Origin of the sequence: Natrinema pallidum DSM 3751, assembly GCF_000337615.1 — an archaeon.
Classification (GTDB): Archaea; Halobacteriota; Halobacteria; order Halobacteriales; family Natrialbaceae; genus Natrinema; species Natrinema pallidum.
This window is the reverse complement of the sequence record NZ_AOII01000026.1, coordinates 26,188-53,168: the sequence shown is the minus strand read 5'-3', so window position 1 is coordinate 53,168 and position 26,981 is coordinate 26,188. Positions and strand designations below refer to the sequence as shown.

Sequence of the window (26,981 nt, the reverse complement as noted above, 5' to 3'; positions counted from 1 at the left end):
CGCCGGAACCCCGAGGGCGAACGACCGATTGCGATGTACCGGGACGGCCACGCCGGATTCAACGCGCTCCTGTACGCGCCCGTCCTCCCCGCGATCAGCGCCGGCTACTCGCTCGAGGTGGCGCTCTGGGGGGCGGTGCTGGCGCTCGCCGCGGCGACCCTTCCCGACTTCGATCAGGGGCTGCCGTGGATCGACCACCGCGGGCCGACGCACACCGTCTGGTTCGCCCTCCTGGTCGGTCTGGGTGCCGGTGCCGGAACGATACTCGTCGCTCGCTGGGGATTCGGTTCCGGTGGCGAGTTCGGATTCGGGTTCGGGTTCGTCGTGGGGACCTGCGGTATCCTCGCTCACCTCGCGGGCGATGTCGTGACGCCGATGGGAATCAGCCCGTTTGCGCCCGTTTGGCGGGTCCACGTGACCCTCGACTGGTTCAAATCGAAAAACGAGCGGGTCAATCGGACGTTCCTGCTCGCCGGCACGGTCGCGTTGCTCACGTCACTGCTGCTGGCGATCGGCCGCGCTCCGGCGGGCTGAGCGACCGCCCCACTCGAGCGCCGGTTGCGGTTATGCGATCCACGAGACGTCGTCAGTTCGGGACGCGAGGATACCGATCGAGAGCGTCCAGAGCAGGAGCGTCCCGATCGGACCGTGTACGTCGAGACCAGCGTTCCAACTCAGCCGCAGCGGGAACAGCCACGGGACGCCCAGCGTCGAGAGCGAATCGATTACGAGGTGTGATCCGAGTCCGAGGGCGACGGCGAGCGCGACCGATCGCCGTCGGGACACGGCGTACGCTCCGCCGACGACCGCCAGCGCGAACAGCGGGGCGTGTGTGATGCCGCGGTGAACGAACGGCCACCCCCAGTCCGCCGGAAAGAGGAAGTCCGCGTCCGGTGCGAACCCGAACCAGAGTCCCAGCCACGCCCCCGTTCGCTGGTCGACGCCGGTGAAGCCGCGAACGAGCGCGTAGCCGACGACTGCATGCGTGACGAACGCCACGGAGAGAAACAGTAGCCGCCCGAGGTCCATCGATGTCTCCCCCTACGTCCATCCATCAAGTATAGTTTGTGTCGTTGATAGCAGTGTCATCGGCTCCGATCGAAGCGCGTCGATACTTCCGCAGGTAGCAAGCGCAAGCCGATGATTTCAGTCGTCGAGCGGAGTCAGATCCGAGACGGACGACTGGCATGGTCCCGCTACAACTAACCGAGACGCCGGACTGGCTCGAGTCACTGTTCACGTCGAAGCTGGGGTTCGTGGTGTTGTTCGGGATCTGCATCCTCGAGGGCGCGATGTTGTTGCGGTTCATGCCGAGCGAACTCGTCGTACCGGCTGCGCTGGCGCTGATCGGATCGTCGATCGTCGAGGCCGTCGCGATCGTCGTTCTCGCGGTCGTCGGGACGACGGTCGGACAACTCCTCCTGTTCGGGGTCGTCCGGCGGGCCGGCCGGGAGTACGCTCTCCGGACGCGCTGGGTCCCGATCACCGAATCACGACTCGAGCGGTTCGACGGCTGGTTCGACCGCTGGGGTCCGCTGGCCGTGCCGGTGAGCAATACGTTGTTGTTCGTCCGGGGGTTGCTCACCATCCCTGCCGGCCTCTCCGAGATGGATCGGCGCTCGTTTCTCGTGCTGTCGGCGGCCGGCTCGCTGTCGTTCCAGTCGATCCTTGCGGCCCTCTACCTGCTCGGCGGCTATCTCCTCGTCTGACGGCGGATTCGAACACTCGGTGACTACCATTCGGCATAGGTGAGGTACTCGACGCCGTCGTACTCGAGGAGCCACGTGCCGTAGAACTCATCCTCGCGAATGCTCTCGTGCTCTCGAATCCGGTCGACTACCGACCGGAAGGCATCGTCGTCTTCGAAGTAGCCCTCGTTGATCGCCTCCTCGACGACCGCGCGTTCGGCGTCGGAGAGGCCCGTGAGCGTGAACAGATACTGTGCTCGAACGCGATCGGCGAACGGTTCGACGCCGGACACGACCTCGGTCACCTCGTACCGGTACTCGGTTTCGGAGGCGGTTCGTGAATCGACCGTAACCCGATACCGACTCCCGTCGTGGACGACGATGTCGTACCGTTGGGTCGGAACGAACACCGACTCGTTCCCGATGTCCGCTGCCGTTCCGTAGTCGACGCCCATGTCGTCGCCGTCCTGGGTGGGTGGATCGGCTGCCGAGACGATCGGGGCAAGGCGCTGGCGATCCGCGTCGGGCAGGTCGTCGTAGTCGATCGCACCGAGTTCCGTCGCCGCATCGGCCGGGTCGAAATCGATGCGAACCTCGTAGACCGTCACCGGCTCGCTCCCGAGTCGCGTCTCCGAGATGTCGTAAAAGGAGTCGTCGATCCGGACCGTGTCGGCGCGGTCGAACAGTTCGGATCGCCCCCTCCGCACGGCCGACCCGTTCTCGATGGCGGCCGACACGAGCGTGTCCTCCTCCGAACCGGGTTCGGCCGTTATCGAAACCGCATCCGCGATTTCGTCCGCCGTCGCCTCGTCCATATCGAGGACGACGGCGGGATGGCCGCAGCCGGCGATCGGGATTGCGAGACAGAGCGTCCCGCTTGCGAGGAGCTGACGACGGTGCATGCCCCACCTGACAGACAGGATGAACGAAAGGCTTCCGGTTCCCACACCCCCGTATCGATCGATAGACCTGCACCGGTCGGTATTACAACGTCACTGACCGGGTGAGAACTCGCTCGCCGTCCGTACCGTTGCATCTCGACCGACCACGAAACGAACCCGACTCGCCGCCGCTGTGGCCTCAGTCGCCCTTCCGATAAATCGGCCGCCGAACCCCGATCCCAGCGTCCCGGAGTTGCCACCTGACCTCGAGCCCCGCCCAGAGCAGTCCCGTCAGGAGTCCGATGGCGACCGCCGCGAACTCCGAGGGCCCCATCCAGACCGGCGTCGCAAAGAGGAGGGCGTTGTAGATCCGGTGAGGGAGAATCGACCGAATGAGTTCCCCCAGAACGCCGAGCGGATCGATCCCGAGGACATCCCCGCCGTCGCCGCCTTCCGTTTCCGTCCGCGACTCGAGGCCGGGTTCCCGGGCGCTGTGCCCGCCCGCGCTCTCCGCACCGGTCTCGAGGCGTTCGGCGTCGTAGGGGAGCGTGGATTCGACCTGCCAGACGATCTCGCCTGCGTCGTCGATTTCCATGACGCGGTTGCCGTGCGTGTCGGTGACGAGCGTGTTTCCGTTCGGTAAGCGGTCGGCGTCTCGCGGCCACTGCATCCGGTCGTCTGCCCACTCCCAAGTGCGGGTCCACGCGCCGTCTTCGCGTTGGAACTCCTGTACGCGGCCGTTCTCGGAGTCGGCGACGACGACGGCCGGCCCGCCACGACTCTCGGGGATGTAGTCTGGATTGTGCTGCTCGTACTGAATGTCGTACTCGTCTTCGGCACCGAGCGTCCAGTCCTCGAGAAGCCCCGCCTCCCGGTCGAGGAAGACGACCTGATCCTGATTGCGCAGGCTGGCCATGATCCGGCCCGCCATCTCGCCGCGTTCGATGTATTCGACGTCGTTGATATGCGCCCAGTCGCCGGGATACCCGCCGCCGCCCTCGACGGGGAAGTCGCTTTGGGCGTCCCAGAGCCACTCGACGATCTCCGTCTCGGTGTTCACGACGAACACCTGGTCCGCGACGATGTCGGCGACGACGACGTGGGTCTCGTTGATGCGATCCGCGTCGTGCCACTCGCCGGCGGTTTCCTTGTGGTCGTAGCGCTCGTAGAGCACGTCGACTTCGCCGGTCGAGAGGTTCGCACGCTCGATGACGTTCAGCGCACAGGGCGGATCGGAACAGGTCGGTCCCGCGGTGTGGATCGTGTCCGTCGCGGTGTACTCGACCGTCAGCGGCTCGCCCTCGACCGGATCGACGTCGAAGTACTTCGTCCGCGTATTGTTGTAATAGCGGACCTCGCCGTCGGGCGCGTACGCGGTGATCGTTCCCGCTCGGCCCGACTCGGTTACGACCGTGTGGTTCCCCGTCGGCGGCGCGTCCGGAACGTCCTCGGCCGACGCCGTCGAGAGACTGTTCGTGGACGCGACGGCGACCGCAGCAGCCGAGAGAAGGATCACGACGACGAACGCGACTCGGAGCCGATTTCGCGAGAGGTGCGAGCCGGCGCGAGCGAGCGCGGCGTGCGATCGGGCAAACATCTCACTCCTTCCTCCCCCGTCGTCCGGGGTAGCATTGTTCGTCGTTTGCAGTTCCTGACAGTCGTGGCCGGCGACCGAGCGCGGTTGACGGGCCCGTCCGGCGCAGTCAGTCGTCCACTTCGGCCTTCCTCGTGGTGAGGACTGGAACCGGCGACGTCCGGATCACGCGCTCGGTGAAACTCCCGAGGAGGTAGCGGTCGAGTCCGGTGTGTCCGTGGGTCCCCATCACCACGAGGTCGATCCCCTCCGCGTCGGCGTACGACGAGATTTCTCGCGGGACCGACCCGGCTTGAATGGTGGTCTTGATCTCGTCGACGCCCGCTCGTCGAGCGGTCGCTTCGGCCTCGTCGAGTACCCCCTGTACGTTCTCCTCGAGTTGCTCGGGGAGCGCCGTCGATCCCGCATCGATCACTTCCGGCAGTTCGTCGACGACCGACAACAGGTGTAACGTCGCGCCGTGGCGTTCGGCGAGCGCCGAGCCTAACTCCAGTGCCGCCCCCGCGTGGTCGCTCCCGTCCGTCGGGACGAGCACGTCGGTGTAGGGGTACGTCCGCGTCGCGTCCTCGGCCGCGCGAACGGTCATGACGGGGACCGAGCACTGGTTGACGACGGCGTCCGTAGTGCTCCCGAGGACGTATTCACTGATGCCGCGTCGCCCGTGGGCCCCCATTACGACGAGTTCGAACTCGTTCGTGGCGGCATAGTCGGCGATCACGGTTCGCGGGTCTCCCTGCACGACGTTCGTCGCGACGGACACGCCGCGGTCCGCCGCCAACGCGGCGGCATCGTCGAGGATTTCTGCTCCCTCTAGCTCGAGGGCGTCGACGACGTCGGTGCCGAGTCGGGTCAAACTCGGCTCGTTCGTGTCCGCGACGTAGAGCAACCCGACCGTCGCGTCCCGATCGGCGGCGATAGCCAGCGCGTGCTCGAGGGCCGCCCTCGCAGGGTCGCTTCCGTCCGTCGGGACGAGTATTCGACTAATCACGGGTTCGGATTCAACGTCGATCCGCTTACGTTTAGTGGAAAAACAAGCGGCGGTCAGCGGGTGAAACGGTCGAGCGTCGTCGCTGGATGCTGGGTGCGATGGCGAGTTAGGTGTGGGTCACTCGCACGTGATCGACTCGGCGACCTCGATGCTCTCCTCCTTCGAAAGGTCACCGGAGATGCCGTAGTCGGTGGAGTCACAGTTCACGTTCAGGATGGACGTGGTCGTCCCTTCGTGCTCGAACTCCGCGTAATAGCCGGTGTGATTGCCGACCTCGACCGCTTCGTATCGGTCGGTCTCGTCGTAGTCGTAGCCGGTCGAGCTGTTCTGGCGTTTCGTGACGTGGAACACGTCGTCGCTGTCGGTCACGTACTGGAGCGAGAGCAGCGAGAAGTCGGTGTTCTCGATGATGCTCGCTTCCGCGAAGCGGTATCCGTCGGGGACGTCAGGCGAGGGCACTGACTGCGTCGTGTCCGTCCGGAGTTCGGAGAGCGAATCGTAGGTCGTCCGATCGAGCGGCGAGTCGTCCGGCGTTTCCGCGTCCGCTGGGATGTCGATCGTGAACCGCTCGTCGGCGATCGGCTCGTTCAGGCTGACGTTCCGAATGTCCATGACCATCTCGTACTCGTAGTTCTCGCCGCTGGCGTCGTGTGCCAGTTTGGTGGGGAAGTAGGTGTCCGCATCGAGCCAGAGGGTCGTATCGGTGGAGTCAGCCATCGTGTCGGTTTCCGTCGGAGTCACGGCCAGACGATAGGTCTCCTCGCCGTTGATCATCTCTTGCCCGTCGTAGGTAAATTCGTTTTCGGTGACGAGTCGGTCGATCAACGTCTGCTGACCCATCTCGTCGGTGTGATCGAACCGGCTGACCTGGTTGTTCTCGACGTCGTAGGTTACCGTCTCGCTTTCGTTCCTGACGGTGATCGTTTCCATCCGCTCGGAGTTGGTTTCCGTCCGAACGCGGTTGTTCTCGGCATCCAACCACAGTCGATTTTCGGCGGACGACGTCCGGTCGCTATCGAACGTCATGTTCATTTCGTAGGTCATCACGACCGTGTCCAACGAGGACATGCGATTCGTGAACGTCTCGACGACCTCACCGTCGGCGGACGGTGAATCGGCGGCGTCCGTCGCCGTCGACTGCGTCGCTTGCGTGGGCCGTTCGACAGTTGTGGGCTGGCTGGAAATCGCGCCCGCCCCGGTGGCAACGCTCGAGAGGACGAGCAGCGAGCCGAGGGTGACTACGATCAGCGCAGTACGGAGTGAGTCGGGAACCATTGCATCCCACTCTGGCGTCGCTAGTCCAATAAAGAGGGTCAGCGACATTCCGGATCTGAACGCACCACCCAAAATATAAATATACCCAGGTTTTTGAATGAAAGTTAACTTGGGACTATCTCGGCAAGAGTGCTCGTGATTCGGACCGGTGGGAGTACGATGGGTCCGACTCAGCGGGACGGCGCGTGGACTCCGCCACCGTGTGGTAGGCGGTCGGTTTCGTCGCGGTCCCGAGCGGAAGCCGTCGCGTCTGCGAACGCTCCGACGAGACTCGGAAGAACGTTACGTGGATTCGACGCTGATCTCGCCGTCCGCAGTGACAGTGACCAGACAGTTGCTGTACTCGAACGTGACCGATCCGTCGGATCGAAGTCCATCCGCTCGAGGTTCGAACAGTCGCTCGAGCGCGTCGGCGTTGATCGAGTAATGGAGCGGCTCGAGTTCGGTGACGGCTTCGTCGCGGAACGTTGCGACGGCGTCCGCTACGGCAACGCTTAGCGGTTCGTCGTCGAGTCGATCGTACTGCACCGAATAGTGATCCTCCATGGCCGTCGATGGTGATCGTGAACTCATCTCAGTCATTGGTAATACGTATCCCCAGCACGTCCGTGGGAAGCTACCCGTCCGTTCACGAGTTGTCGCAAAGAGCCTGATCGTTAACTGTGTAATGACTGCCGACTGAAGTGGTTAATCAGTTAACCCCGTCGTGGTCGATCCCTCGAACAGCGCCGCGAACAGCTTCCGTTCGGCGGACCGAACGTGTTTGTGGAAGGCGGGTGATGAGATACCGAGCGACGAGGCGATCTCTTCGCCGTTGGCCCGTCGGGGCCACTCGAAGAACCCGCCGTGGTAGGCCGTCTGGACGACCTCGTGCTGTCGGTCGGTGAGTTGCTCGAGCAGGGTACTGCGCGCGGGGCCGCCGAGCGTCGACCGGTTGGCGGTCGACTCCTCGCGCCGAGCGATCAGTGACACCGCCGGACCGCTCCGGGAGATTCCCGAGAGGACGTCGCGGACCTCGGCCGTCTCCGGAACGTCGATGATCGCGCGCCCGCCGGAGGGGGCCGCACCGAGTTCCCGCAGCCGAGCGCCGTGGGTATCGACGATCGAGCCGAGGAAGGGCTCGGTTAGTCGCACCTGGAGGAGCATCTCGTCCTCGTGCTCGGCGATCGTCGACACCGCGGCGACCCCGTCGATCGCGGACCGATCGACGGTCGCCGCGGGATCGTCCGCCGGGTCCTCGACGGCGACGAAAACGATCTGCGAACCGTCCGCCCGCCTCGTTGCACCCTCGTACGTGAGCGCATCGTCGAGTGCATCCGCGAGCCGACACAGGGTCGCGTCGGCCGCGATCTCGAGTTCGACTTCGGTGTGGTCGTCGCCCACGTGCGCGTTCTTTCGCTTGACGGCATCGATCGCGTAGGCGACGGTTTCGCCGAGTTCGGCCAGCATCGACCGCAGCGTCTCGTCGAACGCGTTCCGTTCCTCGCCGTAGATCGACAGGACGCCGTAGAGGAAGCCGTCGTAAACGAGCGGCACTGCGTACGCGGACTGGAAGTTTCGCGACAGTGCCTTGCCCCGCCACTCGCCGTCATGGATCGACTCGGCGACGTTGTCGACGTAGACCGGGTCCCGCGTCCGAGCCGCCCGTCCCGTCGGTTCGGCGGCCGACTCGGCGACCGTCGTCACCGCGACGGCATCGAGATATCCCCGATCGGACCCGGCACAAGATCGCGACCGGAGTTCGTTGCCGCTGGGGTCCGGCTCGCCGATCCAGGCCAGCGAGCACGACTCGAGGTCCGCGAGACGCTCGGGAACGCCGCGTTCGATCTCGGCCCGGGAATCGGCCAGCAGGAGGTGCTGTTCGATCTCCTGGCGTGCCTCGTTGGCGGCGTTGAGTCGCTCGAGGTGCCGGTTTTGCTGCTTGAGTTCGTGCTCACGGTCGTGGAGCCGGCGCGTCCGACCGATTCGATCGAGCGCGGCTTCCGCCGTCGCCGCGAACGACTGCACGAGTTCGACGGTGTCCTCGTCATACTCGCTGGCGGCAGTCGACAGGGCGACCAGTACCCCGTGTTCGCCAAGCGGAACGTAGAGCCCGCTCCGTGCGGCCGTCGTCTCGTCGTAGACGTTGTTTTTGTCGGTGATATCGTCGTAGACGGCCGGTTCACCGGTGACAAACGCCTCCCAGGCGACGCTTTCGTCGGGCCGGAGCCGCGATGGCGGATCGAGCGCGGGCTCGAGGGTCGGCGAACGCGCCTCGGCGGCGAGTTCGTTGTGCTGGTCGTCGTACCGGTAAACGACGCTGTCGAGGCCCAGTACGTCGGTCGCGACGTCGACGATGTACTCGCAGGCAGCCGCCTTCGAATCGACGCTCAGCAGATGGCTGGTCGCCTCGTGTAACGCGTTGAGCGTCTCCTGGTACTGCACCCGTTCGGTGACATCGTTCGCGACGCCGAGAACCCGATCGACGGCCCCGTCGTCGTCCGTGATCGGCCGATACCACGCCTCGAAGACCCGATCCCCGAGCGGTCGCTGCGAGTGGACCGCCTCCCCCTCGAGCGCCGCCCGAATGTCGGCACAGGCGTCCGGATACTCCGCAAGCAGGTCGGTGAACGACTGCCCAACGATGTCGGTCGAATCGAACCCGAGGTTCGTGAGCCCGCGTCCCTCCGAGAGCGTGAACGTTCCCTCGTCGTCGAGGACGAACAACACGACCGGGGCGTTCTCGACGAGGGTCTGCAGGCGTTCCGTCCGTTCAGTCAAGTCCCGCTCGCGTTCGACGCGCTCGGTCACGTCCTGCCAGTAGACGGAGAGGCCCGCCGGCGACGGATAGAGACGGGCTTCGATCCAGCTCTCACAGCGCTCGAGATACCCCTCGAACGTCCGGCGTTCCTGGTGTTCCATCGCCTCGAGCGCCTCGCGCTGGAATACCGTCCCTTCCAGTTCCGGGAACACGTCGAGTATCCGTCGGCCGAGCAGATCGGACCTGGTGAACTCGAGGTGCTCGAGGGCGCGATCGTTGACGTACGTGAACCGCCAGTCCCCGTCGAGGGCGTAGAACGCGTCGGTGACCCGTTTGAACGACTCGTCTAGCTCCTGTTCGATGCGGTGGTGCTCGGTGATATCCCGAATCGAGGCGACGATGCCGTCGACGATGCCGTCATCGAGCCGATTCGTCAGCACGGCTTCGTGGACGTACCAATACCCGTCGGAATGTTGGCACGTGTAGTCGATGGTCCGTGTCGTTCCGCAGTCGGCCGCGCGGATGGCCTCGAACTCGTCGGCCACCGACTGGCTGTCGTCGGGGTGGACGTGCTCGAGGATGTCGTTACCACAGAGTTCGTCCGTCTCGAACCCGCCGACGCGCTCGACCGACGGACTGGTGTACGTGATCTCGCCGTCGGTGTTGACGACGAGCAGGAGATCCGACGACTGTTCGATCAGCGTCTGGTACCACTCCGCCTGCCGCGTCGCCGACCGCTGTATCGCGGCGAACTCGACCGCCCGCCGGAGTCGTCGGTCCAGGATCGCCGGCTCCTGAATCGTCGTCTTGGCGATCACCTCGGGATCGCCGCGGAGGTCGTCGATCGACTCGGTGCGGGCCGGCTCAGCGGCATAGACGACGGGAGACGCCTCGTCGACGAGACCGAGAACGTCCCGGTCGTCAGTCAGGACGCAATCGACATCGTCGAGCCGATCGGCGGCGAGCGCGGCTGGAGCCGGGACCGAGTCCATCACGGTTACCGATTCGTCGGCGAGCCCCGCCGTCGCCCCCCGAATCCACTCGGAAGAACCGACGGGGAGGACTCGGACCGGGGTCGTCTCACCGTCCTCGAGACCGCAGGTCATAGTGTTGCGTACACGGGAACGAATAAAAAGCCCGCGTCGGTTCAGAGACGGCTCACTCGAGGGACAGCGGCGCGTGTTCGACTCGGTAGCCGTCCTCGATTCCGTCGACGGCGCGCACTTCGCGCAGACGAATCCCGCGTTCCATCTTGGTGACGACCGGCGTATCGTAGTAGTCGGCCTCGTACTCGAATCCCTTCCCCTCACCTCGTCGGCGGTCGACGAACGCCCGATGGCGCTCGAGGCGCGCGCGACCGACCGACCGCGACAGCGCCGGGACCTCGTCGATGCCGTCGTCGAACACCGCGAGGAAGGCGTCCTCGAGTTCGGAGCCGACGGAGTTCCGACCGGCACACATCGCCGCCAGCGTCGTCGTCCCCGTGCCCCAGAACGGATCGAGGACGGTGTCGCCGTAGGCCGAGTACATACAGATCAGCCGATAGGGGATTTCGAGCGGATAGGCCGCGGACCGCTCGCGGAGGTCGTCGTCGGCCGGCCGGTCGATCGCCTGTAGCTCGCCGGTTACGTCGGTCCAGACGTCGGTAAACCAGCGGTTGCGTTCCTCCCAGAAATAGGCGGCCTCGTAGCGCCGATCGGCCCGCGGTTCGAACTCGCGGCTCCGGGCTCCCTTCCTGAAGACCAGAATGTACTCGTGTTCCAGCGTGACGTAGGCGTTCGGCGGGATCATCCCGCTGCCCATGAACTTTGCCGCGCTGTTTGCCGGCTTGCGCCAGAGCACGTCCGGCAGCGGCTCGAACCCTCGCTCCTCGAAGGCCTCGAGTACGCGCGCGTGGTTCGGATAGACGCGGAAGCTGCCGTCGACCGACCGGGTCGCGTCGCCGACGTTGATGCAGGCGATCCCGCCGTCGACCAGGACGCGCTCGAGTTCGTCCCAGACGCGCTCGAGTTGGGCGTGCATCGCCTCGAAGGCGTCGTAGCCGTCCCCGGCTGCCAGCGCGTCGCCGATCGCGGGATCGAGTTCGGTAAACAGGTCGTCCCACATTTCGATCATCGGATACGGCGGGGAGGTCACGACGAGTTCGACGGACTCGTCGTCGACTGCCGAGAGGTCCCGGGAGTCGCCGACGAACACGCGATGGGTCGTCTCCATTGGCACACACTGTCGGCGTGGCTCCCTTATCTCCTTCGTCAAGGCGGCGACTCGAGCCGTCGGCGGGAGACACGGCCGTCCCGAGACGACGGCACGGACGTGACGCGACACCGGGACACCGGTCCGAAAACGCGGCGAGCCCACGCCAAAACAGGTCTGCCACGGTGCGCCCACCGGCGGTGATCGCTACTCCTCCGTTTCCTCGTCGGCCGCCTCGCTCTCGGCCGCGCCGCTCTCCGGTTCGGGTTCGTCTTCGTCGTCGGTCTCCCCGGTCGTCGCCGGTTCGAACTCCTCGATCGGCTCCCACTCCTCCTCCTCGCTGGACGAGAGGCGACGCCGGAGCACCACGGCCCCGACGACGGCACCGACCGCCAGGAGGAGTTTCGGGAGTCGCGAACGGGATCCGCCTTCGGTCTCCTCGGATTCACTGGTCATGTTGGATGGCGTCTCGGTCGATTCGTCGGGCGTTTCCATTACGTCTTCGATGAGTTTCGGTTCCGCTAGCTCCTCGACCGGCGACTCCTCGAGTTCGGGCGACTGGCGTCCCACCAGAAAGCCGACGGCCGCACCGAGGCCGAACAGCGCCCCCGCAAGCGGCAGGCGGCCGCCGGAGCGGGACCCGTCCGCCTCCTCGACGGCCTCGAGAATCGACTCGCGCATCGGCGATTCCATCCCCCTACTGACCGCTTCCTTGACGAGGAGTTCCGACAACGTTTCGTCTTGTTGTTCCATCTCGGGCATTAATCCGCCACGACCACACCACCGTACATAGTTCTATTCCCCGTTTCCGTGTGCCGCCCGGCTTCGGTGCGGCGTATCCGAACATTACTCACTGCGACGCGGCGGCCACCACCACTCTACCGCCGGCCGCCGCGGCTCCAATGCCGATCACGAGCGCGGTTCGTGGCGGCTGTCCGCCCCGATCAAGCAGCCGTCGCGAGAGATAAAGCAGTGCTTCCAGCGGTCGCAGAGCGTCTCGGCGCGACGCGTCGTCGCTCGGGAGAACGCCTCCCATAACGAAAGGGAGCGGGCTGAAACCGGTCGCGATATGAGCGTCATCCGCCAGCCGGAGGTGCTCGGCCGAACGACGCGGCGGCGCATTGTCGGCATCACCGCCGCACTCTCGGCTGCCACCGTCGAGACGGTCGGCGTCGGGCTCTGGTTCGGTCTCGTGGTCGGCTCGCGGACGACGGCGACCGCGCTGGCGGGGCTGGGCGCTCTCTTCTGTGGAGCGCTGCTCAGAACGGGCGTCTTCGGTGCGACGGTCACCGACCTCGAGACCCTCGTGGAACCCACCCGGCTCGGTGCGGCGCTCGTGCTGACGGCCGGCTGGATCGTCTGGCTGCTCGTCGCCGAACTGATCGGAGGGAGCGTCGGTATCGCCGTCGGAACACCCGTTCTCGCGGGCATCCTCACCGGACAGTTCGCTCTCGAACGCCGCGTGTTTCGACCGCGGGCGGGCGACGGGGCGGCGGTCGTCCCCGGAGTGGTGCTGGCCGCCGGTGCATCGGTCCTGCTCGCGACGGCCTGGTTTTTCGATGGGGGGCTCTCCTCACCGCCGCTCCCACTGGGGTTCACGACGGTCGTCGTCGAACTCGCCGCCCTGCACATCGGACTCCTCGTCTTCGCGCTCTCGGGCGTGCTCGCCCACCAGCGCCGATTGCAGCGCGCTCTCGACCCCTGACGGCGACGCGCTCACTTGCCCTGTGCGCCAACGTTCTGATCGCTCTCGAAGGAGTCCGGGTCCGGTTCGATCCTCGCGTACTGGACCGCGCGCAGACCCAGTGTTCGGACCCGTTTCTCGAGGGACGGATCGACGAACTCGTCGTCATCGAGAGCCGCGCTCGCGTTCGGTACCGCCGCCTCGTGGGGGATCACCCAGGCGTTCAGCGCTCGACAGACCGATCGCATGTGCTCTAAGGCCGTGACGGGGAAGGCCCCGCCCGAGACCGCGAGCAGGCCGACGGTCGTATCCGCGAACTCGTCGAAGCCACAGTAGTCGAGCGCCGTCTTGAGCGGCGAGGCGTAGGAGCCGTGGTACATCGGCGAACCCAGGATAATGGTATCCGCCGCACGGACGCGCTCCGCCAGGCGTTCGGCGTCCCCCGCGTCTTCGCGGTCGCGGTCCGCGTCGAAGATCGGTAACTCGTACTCCCGAAGATCGAGCAGTTCGGTGGTCGCACCCGCCCCTGCGGCGGCGTCGAGGACGACCTCGAGTGCGGCCCGCGTGTGGCTCTCCGCGCGGAGGCTGCCACAGAGTGCAGCCACGTGAATATCGCTGTCGCTCATACCCGTCCCGACGACCAGCAGCGGGAAAAGACGCCCGAAAAACCGGTCGCTGTGACGATGACGATCCGCCGCGGTGGGTCGTCTCGCTCGCCCGATTCGACGCCCATTTCGCTCAGGAATTCGAACGGGTCCCCGTGCAGTCGATCCTCCCCGTGCTGCTCGAGGAAGCGCTCCCGCGCGTGCTGATGATCAGCCTTCTGATCGGCGCGGGCGTGGGACTGGCCACCCTCGCGGTCGAGTACGGACTCGTTACGGTCATCGCCCGGGTCGGCCGCTATCTCACGGAGCCAGCGAACCTGCCACCGGAGGTCGGGACCGCCGTCCTGACGAACACCGTCTCGGTGACGGCGGGGTACGGGATGCTCGCGGAGTTCCGCGAGGACGGCCTCCTCGACGATCGCGCCACGCTGATCGCCGTGGTCATCAACACGTTCTTCGGCTTCCTCCAGCATCTCTTCACCTACTACGGGCCGGTCCTCGTGCCGATCCTGGGGCTCCAGGTCGGGCTCAGGTACGTCGGCGCTCGAGCCGGGATCTCGCTTGCGATCTCGCTCGTCGGCCTACTCGCCGGCTCCGTCCTCCTTCGCGGCTCCGAGTACGACCGCGGCGTCGTCGAGCCCGAAACGCCCGACGCGGACGTACGGACGCATCGGGAGAAGATCCGAACCGCCGGGGAGAGCACGCTCGAGCGCCTGCGTTCGATCGTCCCGCGACTGACGATCGTCTACTCGCTTGTCTTCGTGGCGCTCGCGCGCTCGGAACGGATTCTCGACGGGATCGCGGCGGTCGGGATCGACGATCCGGGGATGCTCCTCGAACCGGTCGCCGGCCTGCTCGGGCTGCCGGGTGCGGCGGTGCCGGTAATCCTCGTCTCGCTGGTGGACCCGACGACCGGCGCGATCACCGTCGCGCCCCTGATCGGCGACGTGTTGACGCCGGACGAGGCGGTGATCACGCTGCTGGTCGGCAGCCTCGTCTCGCTGACAATCGGGACGGTCAAGCGCTCGATCCCGTTCCAGTTCGGTATCTGGGGGGCGAAGTTCGGGACGAAAGTAATCGTCGTCAACGTCTGTCTGAAAGCCGCCTTCATTCTCGTCGCGATCGGCGTTTTCCTCGCGTAGGCGTGTTCGGCGACGAACCGGATGACCACATCGGAAGCCGACGCGAGCGCTACGCGGCGATCGGGCGGTGAACCGAAAAAGCGGACGCCCTTACGCGGCGGTCGTGTTCGCGCTCGAGGTCTTGATGCTGCCGTAGATGCCGGCGAGTGAGAGAATCGCGATGAGGGCTCCCGCGACGCCGTTGATGCCGAGCACCAGTTCCCGTTCGACGCCGAACGCGACCGTCGGCGCGACCGCGATCCAGATGCCGAGCACCGCGAGGATCGCCGCGAGCACGATACTCGGTGACCGCTTCTCACCGGTTCGATACGCGTGTACCGACGCGAGGAACGCGGTCAACCCACCGACGAGGACGTTGTGAATCCCCATCGTCCCCGTGACCGTGAAGACGGCCGTCGACACCATGACAAACGCGCCAAGAGCCGCCGATAATCCGGCCGTTCGTTCGACTAACACCGACGAACTGTCCGCTGGTCGTGTCCGACTCATACGTCGGATGTAGTGAGCGCCACCTATTTGAGAGCGTCGATCGTATCCGCTAGCTGGTATCTTCACTGGCCGCGAGAGATGCGGGATCGGTCCGGAGCCGACACTGAACCGGCTGCTCGCTGTTGTTCGCTCGCCACGTCATCTTTCGAGCGGCTGTCGTTCCGAGACGACGCCGATACCGTCCCGAACGGGAGAGCAGTACGGGTCGTCCGTTCGTGACCGCCGTCGTGGTCGTATCGGAGCCCGCCGAAAGCAGTTCGGCTCAACTCGATGGGGCGGGGACGCCGAGAAACTCGAACGGCTCGGTCTCGACGAGTTCGGCAGCGACGTCGCCAGCGAAGACGTTCGTCTGATTCTCACCGAGCGACAGCGATCGGCTCCCGGCAGCGGCGGCGAAGTCGATCCCGTCGAGGTCCAGCCAGAAGACGTTCGGCGAGAGCGCCGACTCGAAGTAGTAGCGTCGGTCCCGGTGATCAGCGACCGTCCGCCAGCGCGTCGCGGAGATATGCGGTTCGTCCGGCGTGCCGATCCCGTACGGCACGGAGACGTTGCGGATTGCACCGAAGACGCTCGCCGTTGCGGTCCGACGGTCCCGGGTCTGGGGCATCGCATCCACGTAGAAACTCGCGCGGGCGAACCGATCGGCCGGGCGGTTCGTTCCCGGCAACATGACGGTGCCACCGATCTCCGCCCAGTACTCGTCGAGTGCGAGTTGCTGATCGAACGGCGGGGAGTTCGTCATCACCTGATACTCCCGGCCGTGATGGATCGTTAACTCGCCGTCGACGTACTCGAGGACGGCGCTGTCACCCGTGGCGTCCGACATGGACAGATGCAGGGTGGCGAGCCGACCCTCGTCCGGGATGTCGTCGGACACGACGACGAAGTCCTCCTGTCGGTGGTTCGCAACTGCCTCGGCCACCGTCGCGAAGTTGTCGAGGACGTACTGCGCCCACAGCGAGATCGAGAGACCGGGCCTGTCGCCGTCCCACTCCGGATACTCGGATTCGGTGAGCCACAGGACGTTCGCAACCAGCCCCGCCTCGTTCATCCCGTCGGTCGTCGCGAGATCGTACGCGGAGGCGATGACACTGCCGTACTCGGCGGTCCACGCCACCGAGGTCGGGCCGACGTTGCCCGTTCGCTCCATTCCGCGCGGGAAGACCCAGACGTTGGTTCCGATCTCGCTGTGCCAGTCCATCGACCGGCCGGTGAGCACGATGTTTTCGGGTCCGAGATACACCAGTCGCGTACACATCTACGGCCTTCCTCCGCTCTCTCGACCGGCGTGCGTTCTACGCCCGAACATACTCCTGCCGTACCTCGAGCAGGAGCATAAATTGCGGCCGGTCCGAACTGATACGTCACGGCTGGGCCACGGTCTCCCCCCTCGAGTTTAGCAGCGAGCGTGACGACCGAGTTGCCAGCGCGACAGCTGGAACTGGCGGGGAAATTCGACCGCGATAGAGACGCATACCGCCGAGCCGTCGGCTCACGGATTCGGGGTGGTGGCTCGGCGAGTCAGTTATCGAGCATCGAGAGGACGTACAGCACCAGCCGCAGGATGTGGATGAAGACGCCCATTACGGCGACGTAGATACCGATGGCGTTCCGGATCGGGCTTCCGTATCTGTTCTCCTTGACGGCCCAGATTTCGTATGTGAGGTCCGTGACGAACCCGAGGAAGAACAGGACGGAAGCGAAAACCATGAGCATGGGATTGATGAAAAACCCAACACCGCCAGCGGCGAACCCGGCGATGAACAGCCCCTTGGAGTAGGTCTGCCAGCGCGCGAACGACCGCTCAGTGCGGAAGACGACTACCACGATGCCGGCCGTGAGGAGCCCCGTGACGACCGTCGTAATGGCGAGGGCCGGGACTCGAAGCGCTGCCGGTGCCATCGTCAGGATCGCGGAGCCGAGAAGCGTATAGCCGAACTGAATCAGCGTGATGCCCGCGCCTGCGATCGGGATGGTCCCCTTCTTGATCCCCGTATTCGAAATCCAGAAGCCGCCACCGATCGTGGCGGCGAAGGTGGCGATACCGACGAAGTAGTTCGAGAAGAGGACGAGGCCGAGGTCCGCAAGCGGCGTGTAACTCCCGACCAGCATCAACAGGATGTTCACCGCGACGAGCGCGGTTGCGATCCCCGCGACCTTCGAGACGTTGACTGTCGGGGCGTGCTGTTCAGTCTGTGTACTGCTGTGAACTGATGACATATCCGTGCACACAACTATCGAATTCATTCATAAATATTACCATATCACTTTCGGAGAACAAAGTGCTGTGCGAGACGGGTACGGACGTAGTATCCTCGGGTCATGGACCACAATTACCAATGGCTGGCCTCGAGACAAGACATGTATACTCAGTTACCGGTGGGGAATTCTGTTAGAAATACTATTCTGCATCACTGGAGACGCGTGACGACATCCCACTCTAGTACCACCGAAACGAGTTACACACGAATCGCAACGCCGTCCATCGATTAGGTGTGCACTGACGTTCAGTGGCTACTATCGATTCTCGAGGCGACTCGAGGCAGAGACGAACTGACTGACTCGCGGATCACGTCGGGAACGCCGCAGGCGCTCACCACAGCTATCGTCTTGCTACAGTCACAAATCTCGGCTGCACCTCACTGGCATCTCGTCGGCATACACAGCATCACCGGTTCCGAGTTGCATGCTCGTACACATGTCCCTCGAGAGCCCGTCTTTCCCGACCGCTGGCGGAACTATTCTAGCTTTCGAACGGGAGAACTCGTCCGCTCCCTCGAGACGGACCTCCTCTTACACGCTGGCTCGACTCGAGAGATGCACACGAACCGTGACCTCTCGTGTACAACTTGAAGATTGAATTCTGCCGGCGTACAACTTCAGGACGTCACACCGACACGGTATTTCGCGCGGTTCTATTCGGCTACGACTCGTTTGAACGGCTCGGTAAGTGTAATGCTGATTACCCGGACAGCTACGATAGGTGTTGACACTTACTGAGGAGTGTTCAACCCACATTGCCACCGCTGTAACAAACGGGTACGGACTGGCGACCCTGTACGAGCGTATAGTACGCACGATGACCGAGACCGGTGGGAGCCTTCACACCGTCTTCGTGATCGAGTCGGTCTCGTTGTCGTCGTCCGTGATGGTCAGTTTAACCTGCGTTCCGCTCGGTATCTTCTTCTTCGACACTGTCTGACCAGTATAATCGATCGTACCGTCGGCCCCGACATCCCACTCGTAGCTCTGGATCGTCCCCTCGTCCGAAGACGCCGAGCCGTCGAGATCGACTTTCTTGTTCTTTCGGGAGTACGTGAAGTCCGCGGTCGGCGGGCTACTGCTGTCGGTGATGTCAACCGTCGTTGTGTCGGTGTCAGTGTTGCCTTTTTTCCCGGTGACGGTCAACTCGATGGTTGCGGTGTCGTCACTGGTGACGCCACTCGCGTCGAAGGTCGGCGTCTGCGTCGAGGCGTTCTGGAGGGTCCCAGGACCGCTCGTGATCGTCCACGAGTACGTAAGCTGCTTGCCGCTGCTGTTGGAGCCATCGAGACCGATCGTCCCACCGGTAGCGACAGTGTACGGGCCACCCGTGTCGGCCGTCGGTCCCTTCGAGTTGGACACCGCCTGCGTGGATCGCGTGGCCGTCAGCCCTACTTCTCCGATGGTAGAGACGGTAAAGGGGATCGTTTAGTTCTTGACTGCGGCCTCGATGTCGACGGTTCCAGTCGCACCCGGCGACAGCGAAAACGACGTGTTGTACAGCGTCCCCTGCGTGGAATCGTCGAGTGCCACGTCGACTGTGAGAGACGCCGTGGTATTGTTCGTGACTTCGACGAGTGTCTGACGAGTGTTCTTCTCGACTTGGTCCGTGATGGTTAGTCCGATAAGGGCGACGGGATCATTCGTGACGGTGATATCGACACTACGGCCACCCGTTACCGACTCAAACGCGTCTGTGGGCATGAGACCAGTGCCGATCAAGCCAGCCCCGACGCCCATCAGGAGAGTCCGGCGGGAAACCACTCGTCCGGTATCCCGACCCATAATCAGTTTAGACGGGCAGAGAGTATGATAAACCTACTGGCGGACATTCTGCTATATTGAACGGTGACTCGCTCACCGATGGTTCAGAACTACCCGACCATCGTTTCGTGTGCTCCAACTGAATATCTACGTGCGGAGCGGGTGATGCACTGTGATTTTTGCACTGGCTCCTTGGCAATTCCTACCAATGAAGGCGTTCGCGCGAAGCGTGAACCGACGACTCCGGTCTCAGTCCCACCGCCGGGAGCCGCCCACGTCAATTCGACACCGCGGAGTGTGGCGGATCGTTCCCCGACTTCGACCACCTCTCGAGGGCGTCGTTGCCGACCGTCGCGACGCGCTCGACGCAGTCAGCCGTCAATTGAGAGCGAATCGCATTAATCCACGTCCATCGAGAATCGCCATCGGTGTTGAACTCGAGGAGTACGCGTGAACAGATTGGGGTCGGCGGGATTTAAACAACGCCTGCGAACCCGCTTTCCGGTGCAGAACCGTAGTTTCGTTCGAACCCGTCTCTTGCATACCTGTCGCTCGCGGATTAGCTCGCGAGAGAAGTATGGGGTCGGAGGGATTTGAACCCCCGATCTACTGATATCTCCGGTGCGCCTCGGAACTCCAGAGGGTCATCACACGAGCACTGATCAGGTGCCCGATCAGTATATCAGTCTGGAGTGTCGTCCCGGGCGCGTTGCCTCTGGAGTCAGCCGCCATGCCTGGCTTGGCCACGACCCCTCGAGTCATCGTTGGGGTATCCAACCTAAAGTGGTTTCGATTCAGAATCGCCCTACAGCCACGGGGCCCGCCCCGCGGTGTCCGTCCCGTCGTCGCCCGGATACGCGTTCGGCTCCTCGTCGCGCTCCGCGGCCGGCGGCTCGCTCGAGGCGCTTGCACCGCCGCCGTCGGTCACCGCGCCCATCCGTGCGACCGTCTCGTCCGCGTCGGCCTCCGGCTCGGGGCTCGAGTCGGCGTCGTCGGACTCCCGGAACGGGAACTCGATGGCGAACAGGGCAGCGACGAGCAGGGCGACCAGCGGGGCCTGCCCGAAGGCCATCCAGAGCAGGGACGGCGGGAGCAGGCCGAGCGCGACGGCGCTCCCGAAGCGGAACCGGTCGATGTCCATGTACTCCCGCAGGTACGGCCCGGTCAGCGCGATGGCCAGTGCGAAGGCAACGCCGACGGCCGCGGACAGCGTCGCGTTGGCCACGAGCGCGGGCTCGGTCATCAGCGAGAACGTCGCCCCGGAGGGCTCGAGACTCGCGACCAGTCCCAGCCCGATGATGACCGCGGGGTTGGGGAGGTAGTCGCCGATCGTCGCGCTGGCGGTTTTGGCCGCGATGGCGGCGATCACCAGGGCCGCGAACCGCTCGAAGATGACGATATCGATCACGCTCGCGATCGCCGGCGCGAGTGCGGCCTGCACTGCCGACAGCAGTATCAGTGGGATGCCGACGAGCAAGACGACCGCCGACTGCTCCCGGGGCGTCCCGTCCATCTCCGCGAGGATCACGGCGACGGTGGCGCTCCCGCCGAAGATCAACAGCCCGACCTGAATCGCGTCGAGCGGTTGGTCGAGCGCCCCGGCCAGGATCAACGCGGGGAAGACGCCATCGACTAGCGGCAGCATCATGACCAGCGCGAGGAGCCTGGCGTTACCCCCGATGATGCGCTCCATCTGGAGCGCAACTGGGTGTTGTGACGTACTCATCGATCAGAGTCGATGGCCGTGACCCGAGGCCTGCGGGTGATATGATGGACACTCCCCTTCCGATCGGTCCGGGTGCCAGTCGATCGGGGTGGGAATAAGGCCTCGAGCTGTGAGTTTCTGTGTAAAATTCCCGAAAGTGGCAGCGGAGTCGGCACTCATCCGGCCAGCGGTTCGGGCGTCGGCTGCACTCACAGCGAACATACTCCGACAGATGGGTGGATTGTCAATAAACGTTGCGTGGGACTCCATTTCACGATCCGGTAGCGTTCCGACAGTGGCGGCCAGATCCGAACGGAAATGGACAGGTCTGACTCGGATGTGGGCACTCGTAACCGAGATTGCCCCGCGTCCAGGCAGACACAATGTGTCCCATTCGCACACGAAAGTTCAGGAAGGAAGCCGACCGCTCGAGGACGACGGCCGTCTCGACCGCGACCACGGGTCCCGACACCAGTGGGCCGCATGACCCGTTGCTGGGGTCGTCAACCGTTGACACCCGCGGATATCTCGCAACGCTTTTTGCCCGGGGGGCCGGACGGTTTACATGGCGAACGACGTTCCCGAGCACGAGCCCTATTCTTCGAAACTGCAGGTACCGGAAGCGCTAACGTTCGACGATGTCCTTCTCCGCCCCAAGGAGAGCCGCGTCGAACCCGACGACGCTGACCTCACGTCGAACGTCTCGAAAAACGTCGAGGTCTCCGTCCCGATCCTCTCGGCGGCGATGGACACCGTCACCGAGAGCGACATGGCCATCGCGATGGCCCGCCACGGCGGCCTCGGCGTGCTCCATCGGAACATGAACGTCGACGAGATGGTCGAGGAGATCGGTCGCGTCAAGAGCGCCGACGAACTCATCATTCCGCTGGATTCGGTCGTCACCGCCGCTCCGGAGATGTCCGTCCGCGAGGTCGACGAACTGATGGCCCGCCACGGCGTCGGCGGCGCACCCGTCGTCAACACCAACGGCGAAGTCCTGGGGATCATCTCGAGTACGGACATTCGGCCCCACCTCGAGGTCAACGAGGACGATCCGGTCACCGAAGCGATGACCGACGAGGTCATCACGGCTCCCGAAGACGTCGACTCACGCGACGCCTTCGAGTTGATGTACGACCACAAGATCGAGCGCGTCCCGGTCGTCGACGACGAGAACCTCCTCGTGGGACTGGTCACGATGCAGGGCATCCTCCAGCGCCGCGAGTACAAGGAGGCCGTCCGCGACGAGGACGGCCGCCTCCGCTGTGGCGTCGCCGTCAGCCCGTTCGAACAGAACCGTGCGGCGGCCGCCGACGAGGCCGGCGCGGATGTCATCTTTATCGACACCGCGCACGCGCACAACCGGAACGTCATCGAAGGGGCCCGCGAGATTACGGACGCCGTCGACGCGGACGTCGTCGTGGGCAACATCGGGACGCGAGAGGCGGCCGAGGCTCTCGTCGACTTCGCCGATGGGCTGAAAGTCGGCATCGGACCGGGGTCGATCTGTACCACCCGCGTCGTCTCGGGTTCGGGCATGCCCCAGATCACGGCCGTCGCGCAGGTCGCCGACGTGGCCGCCGAACACGACGTGCCCGTGATCGCGGACGGCGGTATCCGCTACTCCGGCGACGCGATCAAGGCGATCGCCGCCGGTGCGGACGCGGTCATGCTCGGCTCGTACTTCGCCGGCACCGACGAAGCGCCGGGCCGCGTCGTCACGATGAACGGCAAGAAGTACAAACAGTACCGCGGGATGGGGTCGGTCGGCGCGATGAAGTCCGGCGACGGCGACCGCTATCTCAAGGACGAACCGGAAGAAGAAGACGAGTACGTCCCCGAAGGCGTCGAAGCGGCAACGCCCTACAAGGGAACGCTCAAATCCGAGCTCCACCAGCTCGCCGGCGGCATGCAGTCGGGGATGGGGTACGTCGGTGCCGCGACGATCCCCGAATTCAAACAACGGAGCGAGTTCGTCCGCGTCTCCTCGGCCGGACAGGCCGAGAGCCACGCCCATGACGTCGTGATCACCGACGAAGCGCCGAACTACTCGCCCGACAGCGAGTAACCGCTGACCGACACGGCACTCGAGCCCTCAGGTGTACAGCGCGATGGGCCCGCGATGACCGTCGCTAGATATCCATCGCGGGGGTGGTGAACGCGCCCTCGTCGAGTTCCGGATCGTACTCCTCGATCGCCGCGCGGACCAGCCGAAACACGCCGGCCTTGCTCCAGCGGGCGGTGTTGACGTGCAGATCGTAGAACGAGCGGTCGCCGATGTCGATCTCGTAGTACGACTCGTATCGGCCCGCTTCACTGACCTCCCGAACTCGCATCTCGGCCTCAGTCTCCGTGCGGTCGTCGATCCGGTCGAGGCGGACGGTCTCCGGGGCATCGAGCCAGATGCGCAGGTCCGCCCGATCGCCGGCGAGCCAGCCCGCCAGCCGGGACTCGAGGATGAACGGTTTGTTGGCCATGCCCCACTCCTCGGCGATCTGTTGGAGTCGCTGGTCTAACGCGCGGTCGATCTCGTCGGACTCGTCGGCCTTCGCGGTCAGTTGATTGAGGCTCAGCTCCCGGTCGTCGGCGAGTTCGCGGAAGATGTCACCCCCCGAGACGTACGGACAGCCGATCGCATCGGCGAGTCGCTCACAGAGGGTCGTTGCACCGCAGCCCGGTGGCCCGGAGACGGTGATGAAGAGGGACGTGTCGATCTCCGCACTCGAACTGTCTTGTGCAGCCATATTCGATGGTCTCGGCCCCGCATCAACAACGTTCCGCTCTTTCGGGACCGGACCGCTCTGGTTGCCGCGCGGAATCGGGAGCCGAACGCGTCACACAGGCGCGTTCGATCGTGACCTCGCGACCGCTACTGCGGCACGAACGCGTTTCCACACTCGGTACAGGTCAGCCGGAAGTTCCCGTCGTCGGTGAGTTCGAGGCCGTGGCCGACCTCGGCCTCGCAGTCCTGACAGTAGATCAGTGACTCGAGTTGATCCCAGTCGTGTTTGGACTTGGGCGCGCCGAAGGCGAAGCCGACGATCTGCTCGTCGCCGTCGTTGTAGCCGTGCTGGAAGTCGCCGGGCTCGAACCGGATGACCTCGCCCTCGTCGACGGTGACCGTCCCATCGTCCGTGTCGAACGTCGCGGTCCCGGCCTGGATGTAGAAGACTTCTTCCTGGTCGTAGTGGGTGTGCATCCCGCCCGAGAACGACTCACCGGGCTCGAGTTCGAAGTAGTTCATCGCGAAGTCCGAAAAGCCGAGCGCGTCCGAGACCGGCCGTCTGACCGAATGGACGTCCATGGGATTGGTTTCGATGTCGACGTCGTCGATTGCGACTTTCTCCATGCGTGGTCGTTCGTCTCCCGAGACAAAAGTCCCGTGGGTGGTGATGTCTGACGGTGTACGGGACTGCGTCCACCGTGGGTCGCGTTCCGAGAAGAGTAACGCATACCGTCCACCGTGGGTCGCGTTCCGAGAAGAGTAACGCATACAGTCGTCCGCCCCGGAGACGCACACGTGAACCGCCGTACGGTACTTCGGACCGCCGGGATGGCCGCGATCGTCGGGCTCTCGGGCTGTCTCGAGGCGCTCGAGGAGCACTATCAGGGCAGTTTCCAGGGGCTGGTGCCCATCGAGATTCACAGCGAGGCCGAGCGCCACTACGACCTCACGCTCGAGGCCTACGAATCCGGGACGAACCGGCAGACCTACGACGAGAGTTACACGGTCACGGCGAACCAGTCGGCGTCGCCCCCGCATCTCGATGCTGTCGAGCAGACCCTCCGCGTGGTCAAGTACGGCCGGGACGGCGAGGAACTGGCGTTCAGGGAGGCCACGATCACGCCGAACACGAAGTTCGTGAACGTGCGGCTCACCGACGACAATCTCATTCTGGATGTCCAACGGAGCGGGGAAACGGACGGCCCGGGGCCGACCGCCGAGCCCGAACCGGACGAGTCCGTGACGAACGGCTCCGGATCGGCCGGACCCGCGATGAACGAATCCGAGCCGGGCGACGACGAGACGGGAAACGGGGACGCGCCGGCAACCGAACGCGAGTCGCCGTCCGATCGCGCTAGTACTAACTGAACCGATTCACACACCATCGCACAGCCGTTCTGCGAGCAGGGATGCAGTGTGACGATGCCGGCTTCGATACCGGACGGGATCGGCGACCGCGTCAGGGATACGGGTGGAACGCCCGCTCGAGGCGCGGTTCGAAGCCGAGTTCCGTCGGGACCGTCCGCGCTCGCTCGCCGAAGAACGGCTCGTCGGTGAACAGCGGTTGTGCGCCCGGCACCAGTACGCGGACGGCCTCGAACCCGAGTTCGTCGATATCGCGGGTCGTCAACCGAGCGGCGTACGGCGTCAGTCCGACGGCGGCCGTCCGCGAACACAGCGCCTCGAGTCGGTCGCGGCCGGTCGGCACGGGATCGGGCCCGACGCTCGCCGCCGGAACCGTCCGCTCGGTATCGACGAAGGCTCGCACCCGAGCCGGGAACGAGGCGTACTCGCCGATCTCCCCGCCGGCATCGTCGGCGTCCGCCGGTCCGAGACTTCGGAGTTCCATCCAGTTCTGGAGCGCTTCCTCGAGCGCCGACGCCGCGGCCGCCGCGGCGTCGAGTCCGGCCGCCGAGCCGACGGCGAATGCCGGCCAGGAGTCGTCGTCGGCTCGGACCTCGCGTCCCTCGAGCGCGTCCGGGTCGCGGTGAACCGCGACGGCGACGACGGGAACGTCGATGTCCTGTGTGACGAGCAGCGGCGTCACCGACAGCCCCTCGCTCCGGGCGCGGCGCTCGAGCGCGTCGAAGGCGTCCGTCTCGACCGACAGTCCGAGCGGGTCGAACGTCGAGTACCACGCGAGCATCGTCGCGTCGCGCTCGATGACTTCTGTCAGCCCCGAACACAGCGCATCGACGGTCGAGGACCCCAGCCCCAGCCCGGTCGTGATCGCCGGGAGCAGCGACGTGCCGGGCTGGGGGAACTGTACCGCCGCGGCGGGGAGGTGCGCGGTCTCGCCGGTCGCGAGGTTCTCGCCCGGAACCCAACGGCGGTCGTCGCTCCCGTCGTCGGCCGGCGCGTCGTCCGGCCGAACGAAGTCAGTCGGTGTGACCGCGTTCTCGAGGGCGGTCTCGCTCGTGCGGACGAAATCGGCCTCGCGGTAGACGCCAGCGCAGTAGCGCTCGAGGCCCTCGCCGACGGCTTTCATCAGTGCTGCGTTCCAGTCGGTCGCGACGCCGGCCGCCTGTCGCGGCGCACTCGCGTCGCTGTATGCGGCGGTGTCCGCGACCGTCGACAGGTAGTAAGGGGCCGGGAACGACTCGATCTCGCCGATACTGGCGATCGGTCCGACGCGGTCGTCGATCGCTCCCTCAGCGCTGTCGACAGCGGCGTCGAGGGCGAGCGACGCGGCATCGCGGTCGAGCGAACGATCACGGCCGCCCTCAGCACACACGCACCCGGGCACGGGCAGCAGCCGACGTCGGGCGTGGGGCACTTCGAGTACCTGTCCCATGATCGATCGTTCGTCGCCCGAGAGGACGCGCACGCACTCCCGGCCGGCGACCGCACCGGCGAATCGCGCTTCGCTGCGGTCGGCCTGTGGGACGTCGGCTCGCTCTTCGACGTTCGACGCGACGCGGGCGCGCAGACAGTCGAAACACCCCGTCGCAGGCGCGAACCCGGTGATCGCGGCGTCGACGCCCGGCATGGGGTGCCCTCCGACACCGCCGATCTCGACGGCGATCCAGGGCGTTCCGCCCGTGCTGGCGGCCTCGTTCGCTCGGTCGAACGTCTCCGAACCGGCGACATCGCTGACGACTGCGAAACGAGCGTCCGTGAGCGCTGCCGGCTCGGCGTCGCGGACACCGATATCGACGTCATCGAGCGCGGTGACGACCGCCTCGCGGACCGGATCGTCACCCACGACGTGGACTTGCATACTCCTCCCTGCTGGCGCGGGCGGCA

At 65.1% G+C, this 26,981-nt stretch carries 24 protein-coding genes and 1 tRNA gene; 6 read left to right on the top strand and 19 right to left on the bottom strand.

The window, feature by feature from the left end; translation table 11 throughout:
• Positions 1-33: 33 nt before the first annotated feature.
• Positions 34-534, top strand: coding sequence for a metal-dependent hydrolase (locus tag C487_RS03210; protein ID WP_006184233.1), 501 nt, complete (start codon positions 34-36; stop codon positions 532-534).
• Between the two features lie 30 nt (positions 535-564).
• Here C487_RS03210 and C487_RS03205 read toward each other — a convergent pair whose 3' ends face one another.
• Positions 565-1,029 (bottom strand): metal-dependent hydrolase, encoded by a 465-nt coding sequence (locus C487_RS03205; RefSeq protein ID WP_006184232.1) that lies wholly within the window; start codon positions 1,027-1,029, stop codon positions 565-567.
• A 158-nt stretch (positions 1,030-1,187) separates the two neighbouring features.
• Between C487_RS03205 and C487_RS03200 the strand changes: the two genes are divergently transcribed.
• Complete coding sequence (locus tag C487_RS03200) at positions 1,188-1,709, top strand: DedA family protein (RefSeq protein ID WP_006184231.1); 522 nt, start codon at positions 1,188-1,190, stop codon at positions 1,707-1,709.
• A 23-nt stretch (positions 1,710-1,732) separates the two neighbouring features.
• Here the strand turns inward: C487_RS03200 and C487_RS03195 are convergent, their stop codons facing one another.
• The 8 genes from C487_RS03195 to C487_RS03160 all read right to left on the bottom strand — a co-directional run bounded on the left by C487_RS03195 (position 1,733) and on the right by C487_RS03160 (position 12,121).
• A complete protein-coding gene (locus tag C487_RS03195) occupies positions 1,733-2,590 on the bottom strand; it encodes a hypothetical protein (protein ID WP_006184230.1) in 858 nt (285 codons plus the stop codon).
• 178 nt (positions 2,591-2,768) lie between these two features.
• On the bottom strand, positions 2,769-4,166 hold the full coding sequence (locus C487_RS03190; protein WP_006184229.1) for an aryl-sulfate sulfotransferase: 1,398 nt from the start codon (positions 4,164-4,166) through the stop codon (positions 2,769-2,771).
• 106 nt (positions 4,167-4,272) lie between these two features.
• Positions 4,273-5,151 (bottom strand): universal stress protein, encoded by an 879-nt coding sequence (locus C487_RS03185; RefSeq protein WP_006184228.1) that lies wholly within the window; start codon positions 5,149-5,151, stop codon positions 4,273-4,275.
• Positions 5,152-5,268: 117 nt separating this feature from the next.
• Positions 5,269-6,426: a DUF4367 domain-containing protein gene (locus C487_RS03180; RefSeq protein ID WP_006184227.1), complete on the bottom strand. Its 1,158-nt coding sequence runs from the start codon at positions 6,424-6,426 to the stop codon at positions 5,269-5,271.
• 282 nt (positions 6,427-6,708) lie between these two features.
• On the bottom strand, positions 6,709-6,972 hold the full coding sequence (locus tag C487_RS03175) for a HalOD1 output domain-containing protein (protein ID WP_006184226.1): 264 nt from the start codon (positions 6,970-6,972) through the stop codon (positions 6,709-6,711).
• Positions 6,973-7,113: 141 nt separating this feature from the next.
• The gene (locus C487_RS03170; protein WP_006184225.1) at positions 7,114-10,272 is read right to left on the bottom strand and encodes a PAS domain S-box protein; all 3,159 of its coding nucleotides are present in this window, start codon (positions 10,270-10,272) and stop codon (positions 7,114-7,116) included.
• A gap of 52 nt (positions 10,273-10,324) precedes the next feature.
• Positions 10,325-11,380, bottom strand: coding sequence for a DNA-methyltransferase (locus tag C487_RS03165; protein ID WP_006184224.1), 1,056 nt, complete (start codon positions 11,378-11,380; stop codon positions 10,325-10,327).
• Between the two features lie 186 nt (positions 11,381-11,566).
• Positions 11,567-12,121, bottom strand: coding sequence for a hypothetical protein (locus C487_RS03160; protein WP_006184223.1), 555 nt, complete (start codon positions 12,119-12,121; stop codon positions 11,567-11,569).
• A 307-nt stretch (positions 12,122-12,428) separates the two neighbouring features.
• On the opposite strand from C487_RS03160, the gene C487_RS03155 reads away from it, so the two are divergent.
• Complete coding sequence (locus C487_RS03155) at positions 12,429-13,064, top strand: hypothetical protein (protein WP_006184222.1); 636 nt, start codon at positions 12,429-12,431, stop codon at positions 13,062-13,064.
• Positions 13,065-13,075: 11 nt separating this feature from the next.
• On the opposite strand, the gene C487_RS03150 is transcribed toward C487_RS03155, so the two are convergent.
• Positions 13,076-13,669, bottom strand: a complete 594-nt coding sequence (locus C487_RS03150; protein WP_006184221.1) for an NADPH-dependent FMN reductase — start codon at positions 13,667-13,669, stop codon at positions 13,076-13,078.
• 134 nt (positions 13,670-13,803) lie between these two features.
• Between C487_RS03150 and C487_RS03145 the strand changes: the two genes are divergently transcribed.
• Entirely contained in the window at positions 13,804-14,790 is a 987-nt protein-coding gene (locus C487_RS03145; protein ID WP_006184220.1) for a hypothetical protein, read from the top strand.
• Positions 14,791-14,880: 90 nt separating this feature from the next.
• Here C487_RS03145 and C487_RS03140 read toward each other — a convergent pair whose 3' ends face one another.
• The 6 genes from C487_RS03140 to C487_RS03110 all read right to left on the bottom strand — a co-directional run bounded on the left by C487_RS03140 (position 14,881) and on the right by C487_RS03110 (position 21,031).
• Positions 14,881-15,279, bottom strand: a complete 399-nt coding sequence (locus C487_RS03140) for a hypothetical protein (protein WP_049907851.1) — start codon at positions 15,277-15,279, stop codon at positions 14,881-14,883.
• 262 nt (positions 15,280-15,541) lie between these two features.
• Entirely contained in the window at positions 15,542-16,537 is a 996-nt protein-coding gene (locus C487_RS03135; protein ID WP_006184218.1) for a linear amide C-N hydrolase, read from the bottom strand.
• Positions 16,538-16,800: 263 nt separating this feature from the next.
• Complete coding sequence (locus C487_RS03130) at positions 16,801-17,499, bottom strand: hypothetical protein (protein WP_006184217.1); 699 nt, start codon at positions 17,497-17,499, stop codon at positions 16,801-16,803.
• Between the two features lie 882 nt (positions 17,500-18,381).
• Positions 18,382-18,903: a PKD domain-containing protein gene (locus C487_RS03125; protein ID WP_006184216.1), complete on the bottom strand. Its 522-nt coding sequence runs from the start codon at positions 18,901-18,903 to the stop codon at positions 18,382-18,384.
• A 980-nt stretch (positions 18,904-19,883) separates the two neighbouring features.
• Positions 19,884-20,058, bottom strand: a tRNA-Trp gene (locus C487_RS03115).
• 52 nt (positions 20,059-20,110) lie between these two features.
• On the bottom strand, positions 20,111-21,031 hold the full coding sequence (locus C487_RS03110) for a DUF5794 domain-containing protein (protein ID WP_049907849.1): 921 nt from the start codon (positions 21,029-21,031) through the stop codon (positions 20,111-20,113).
• A gap of 544 nt (positions 21,032-21,575) precedes the next feature.
• On the opposite strand from C487_RS03110, the gene guaB reads away from it, so the two are divergent.
• Positions 21,576-23,078, top strand: coding sequence for an IMP dehydrogenase (gene guaB / locus C487_RS03105; protein ID WP_006184213.1), 1,503 nt, complete (start codon positions 21,576-21,578; stop codon positions 23,076-23,078).
• A gap of 64 nt (positions 23,079-23,142) precedes the next feature.
• Here the strand turns inward: guaB and cmk are convergent, their stop codons facing one another.
• Complete coding sequence (gene cmk / locus C487_RS03100) at positions 23,143-23,754, bottom strand: (d)CMP kinase (protein ID WP_006184212.1); 612 nt, start codon at positions 23,752-23,754, stop codon at positions 23,143-23,145.
• 125 nt (positions 23,755-23,879) lie between these two features.
• Positions 23,880-24,359 carry a cupin domain-containing protein gene (locus tag C487_RS03095; RefSeq protein ID WP_006184211.1) on the bottom strand — a complete coding sequence of 160 codons (480 nt, stop codon included), beginning with the start codon at positions 24,357-24,359 and terminating at the stop codon, positions 23,880-23,882.
• A gap of 204 nt (positions 24,360-24,563) precedes the next feature.
• Here C487_RS03095 and C487_RS03090 point away from each other — a divergent pair, with 204 nt between their 5' ends.
• Positions 24,564-25,103: a hypothetical protein gene (locus C487_RS03090; RefSeq protein WP_006184210.1), complete on the top strand. Its 540-nt coding sequence runs from the start codon at positions 24,564-24,566 to the stop codon at positions 25,101-25,103.
• Between the two features lie 91 nt (positions 25,104-25,194).
• Here the strand turns inward: C487_RS03090 and C487_RS03085 are convergent, their stop codons facing one another.
• Entirely contained in the window at positions 25,195-26,955 is a 1,761-nt protein-coding gene (locus tag C487_RS03085) for a YcaO-like family protein (protein ID WP_006184208.1), read from the bottom strand.
• Positions 26,956-26,981 lie beyond the last annotated feature (26 nt).

Bases quoted from the DNA above. Each gene is read 5' to 3' on its own strand.
- C487_RS03155 (WP_006184222.1), top strand. From the start codon at position 12,429: ATGAGCGTCATCCGCCAGCCGGAGGTGCTCGGCCGAACGACGCGGCGG.
- C487_RS03085 (WP_006184208.1), bottom strand. From the start codon at position 26,955: ATGCAAGTCCACGTCGTGGGTGACGATCCGGTCCGCGAGGCGGTCGTC.
- C487_RS03160 (WP_006184223.1), bottom strand. From the start codon at position 12,121: ATGCCCGAGATGGAACAACAAGACGAAACGTTGTCGGAACTCCTCGTC.
- C487_RS03190 (WP_006184229.1), bottom strand. From the start codon at position 4,166: ATGTTTGCCCGATCGCACGCCGCGCTCGCTCGCGCCGGCTCGCACCTC.
- C487_RS03150 (WP_006184221.1), bottom strand. From the start codon at position 13,669: ATGAGCGACAGCGATATTCACGTGGCTGCACTCTGTGGCAGCCTCCGC.
- C487_RS03140 (WP_049907851.1), bottom strand. From the start codon at position 15,279: ATGAGTCGGACACGACCAGCGGACAGTTCGTCGGTGTTAGTCGAACGA.
- C487_RS03090 (WP_006184210.1), top strand. From the start codon at position 24,564: ATGGCCGCGATCGTCGGGCTCTCGGGCTGTCTCGAGGCGCTCGAGGAG.
- C487_RS03210 (WP_006184233.1), top strand. From the start codon at position 34: ATGTACCGGGACGGCCACGCCGGATTCAACGCGCTCCTGTACGCGCCC.
- C487_RS03130 (WP_006184217.1), bottom strand. From the start codon at position 17,499: ATGTCATCAGTTCACAGCAGTACACAGACTGAACAGCACGCCCCGACA.
- C487_RS03200 (WP_006184231.1), top strand. From the start codon at position 1,188: ATGGTCCCGCTACAACTAACCGAGACGCCGGACTGGCTCGAGTCACTG.
- C487_RS03135 (WP_006184218.1), bottom strand. From the start codon at position 16,537: ATGTGTACGCGACTGGTGTATCTCGGACCCGAAAACATCGTGCTCACC.
- guaB (WP_006184213.1), top strand. From the start codon at position 21,576: ATGGCGAACGACGTTCCCGAGCACGAGCCCTATTCTTCGAAACTGCAG.
- C487_RS03165 (WP_006184224.1), bottom strand. From the start codon at position 11,380: ATGGAGACGACCCATCGCGTGTTCGTCGGCGACTCCCGGGACCTCTCG.
- C487_RS03195 (WP_006184230.1), bottom strand. From the start codon at position 2,590: ATGCACCGTCGTCAGCTCCTCGCAAGCGGGACGCTCTGTCTCGCAATC.
- cmk (WP_006184212.1), bottom strand. From the start codon at position 23,754: ATGGCTGCACAAGACAGTTCGAGTGCGGAGATCGACACGTCCCTCTTC.
- C487_RS03175 (WP_006184226.1), bottom strand. From the start codon at position 6,972: ATGGAGGATCACTATTCGGTGCAGTACGATCGACTCGACGACGAACCG.
- C487_RS03205 (WP_006184232.1), bottom strand. From the start codon at position 1,029: ATGGACCTCGGGCGGCTACTGTTTCTCTCCGTGGCGTTCGTCACGCAT.
- C487_RS03180 (WP_006184227.1), bottom strand. From the start codon at position 6,426: ATGGTTCCCGACTCACTCCGTACTGCGCTGATCGTAGTCACCCTCGGC.
- C487_RS03095 (WP_006184211.1), bottom strand. From the start codon at position 24,359: ATGGAGAAAGTCGCAATCGACGACGTCGACATCGAAACCAATCCCATG.
- C487_RS03110 (WP_049907849.1), bottom strand. From the start codon at position 21,031: ATGAGTACGTCACAACACCCAGTTGCGCTCCAGATGGAGCGCATCATC.
- C487_RS03170 (WP_006184225.1), bottom strand. From the start codon at position 10,272: ATGACCTGCGGTCTCGAGGACGGTGAGACGACCCCGGTCCGAGTCCTC.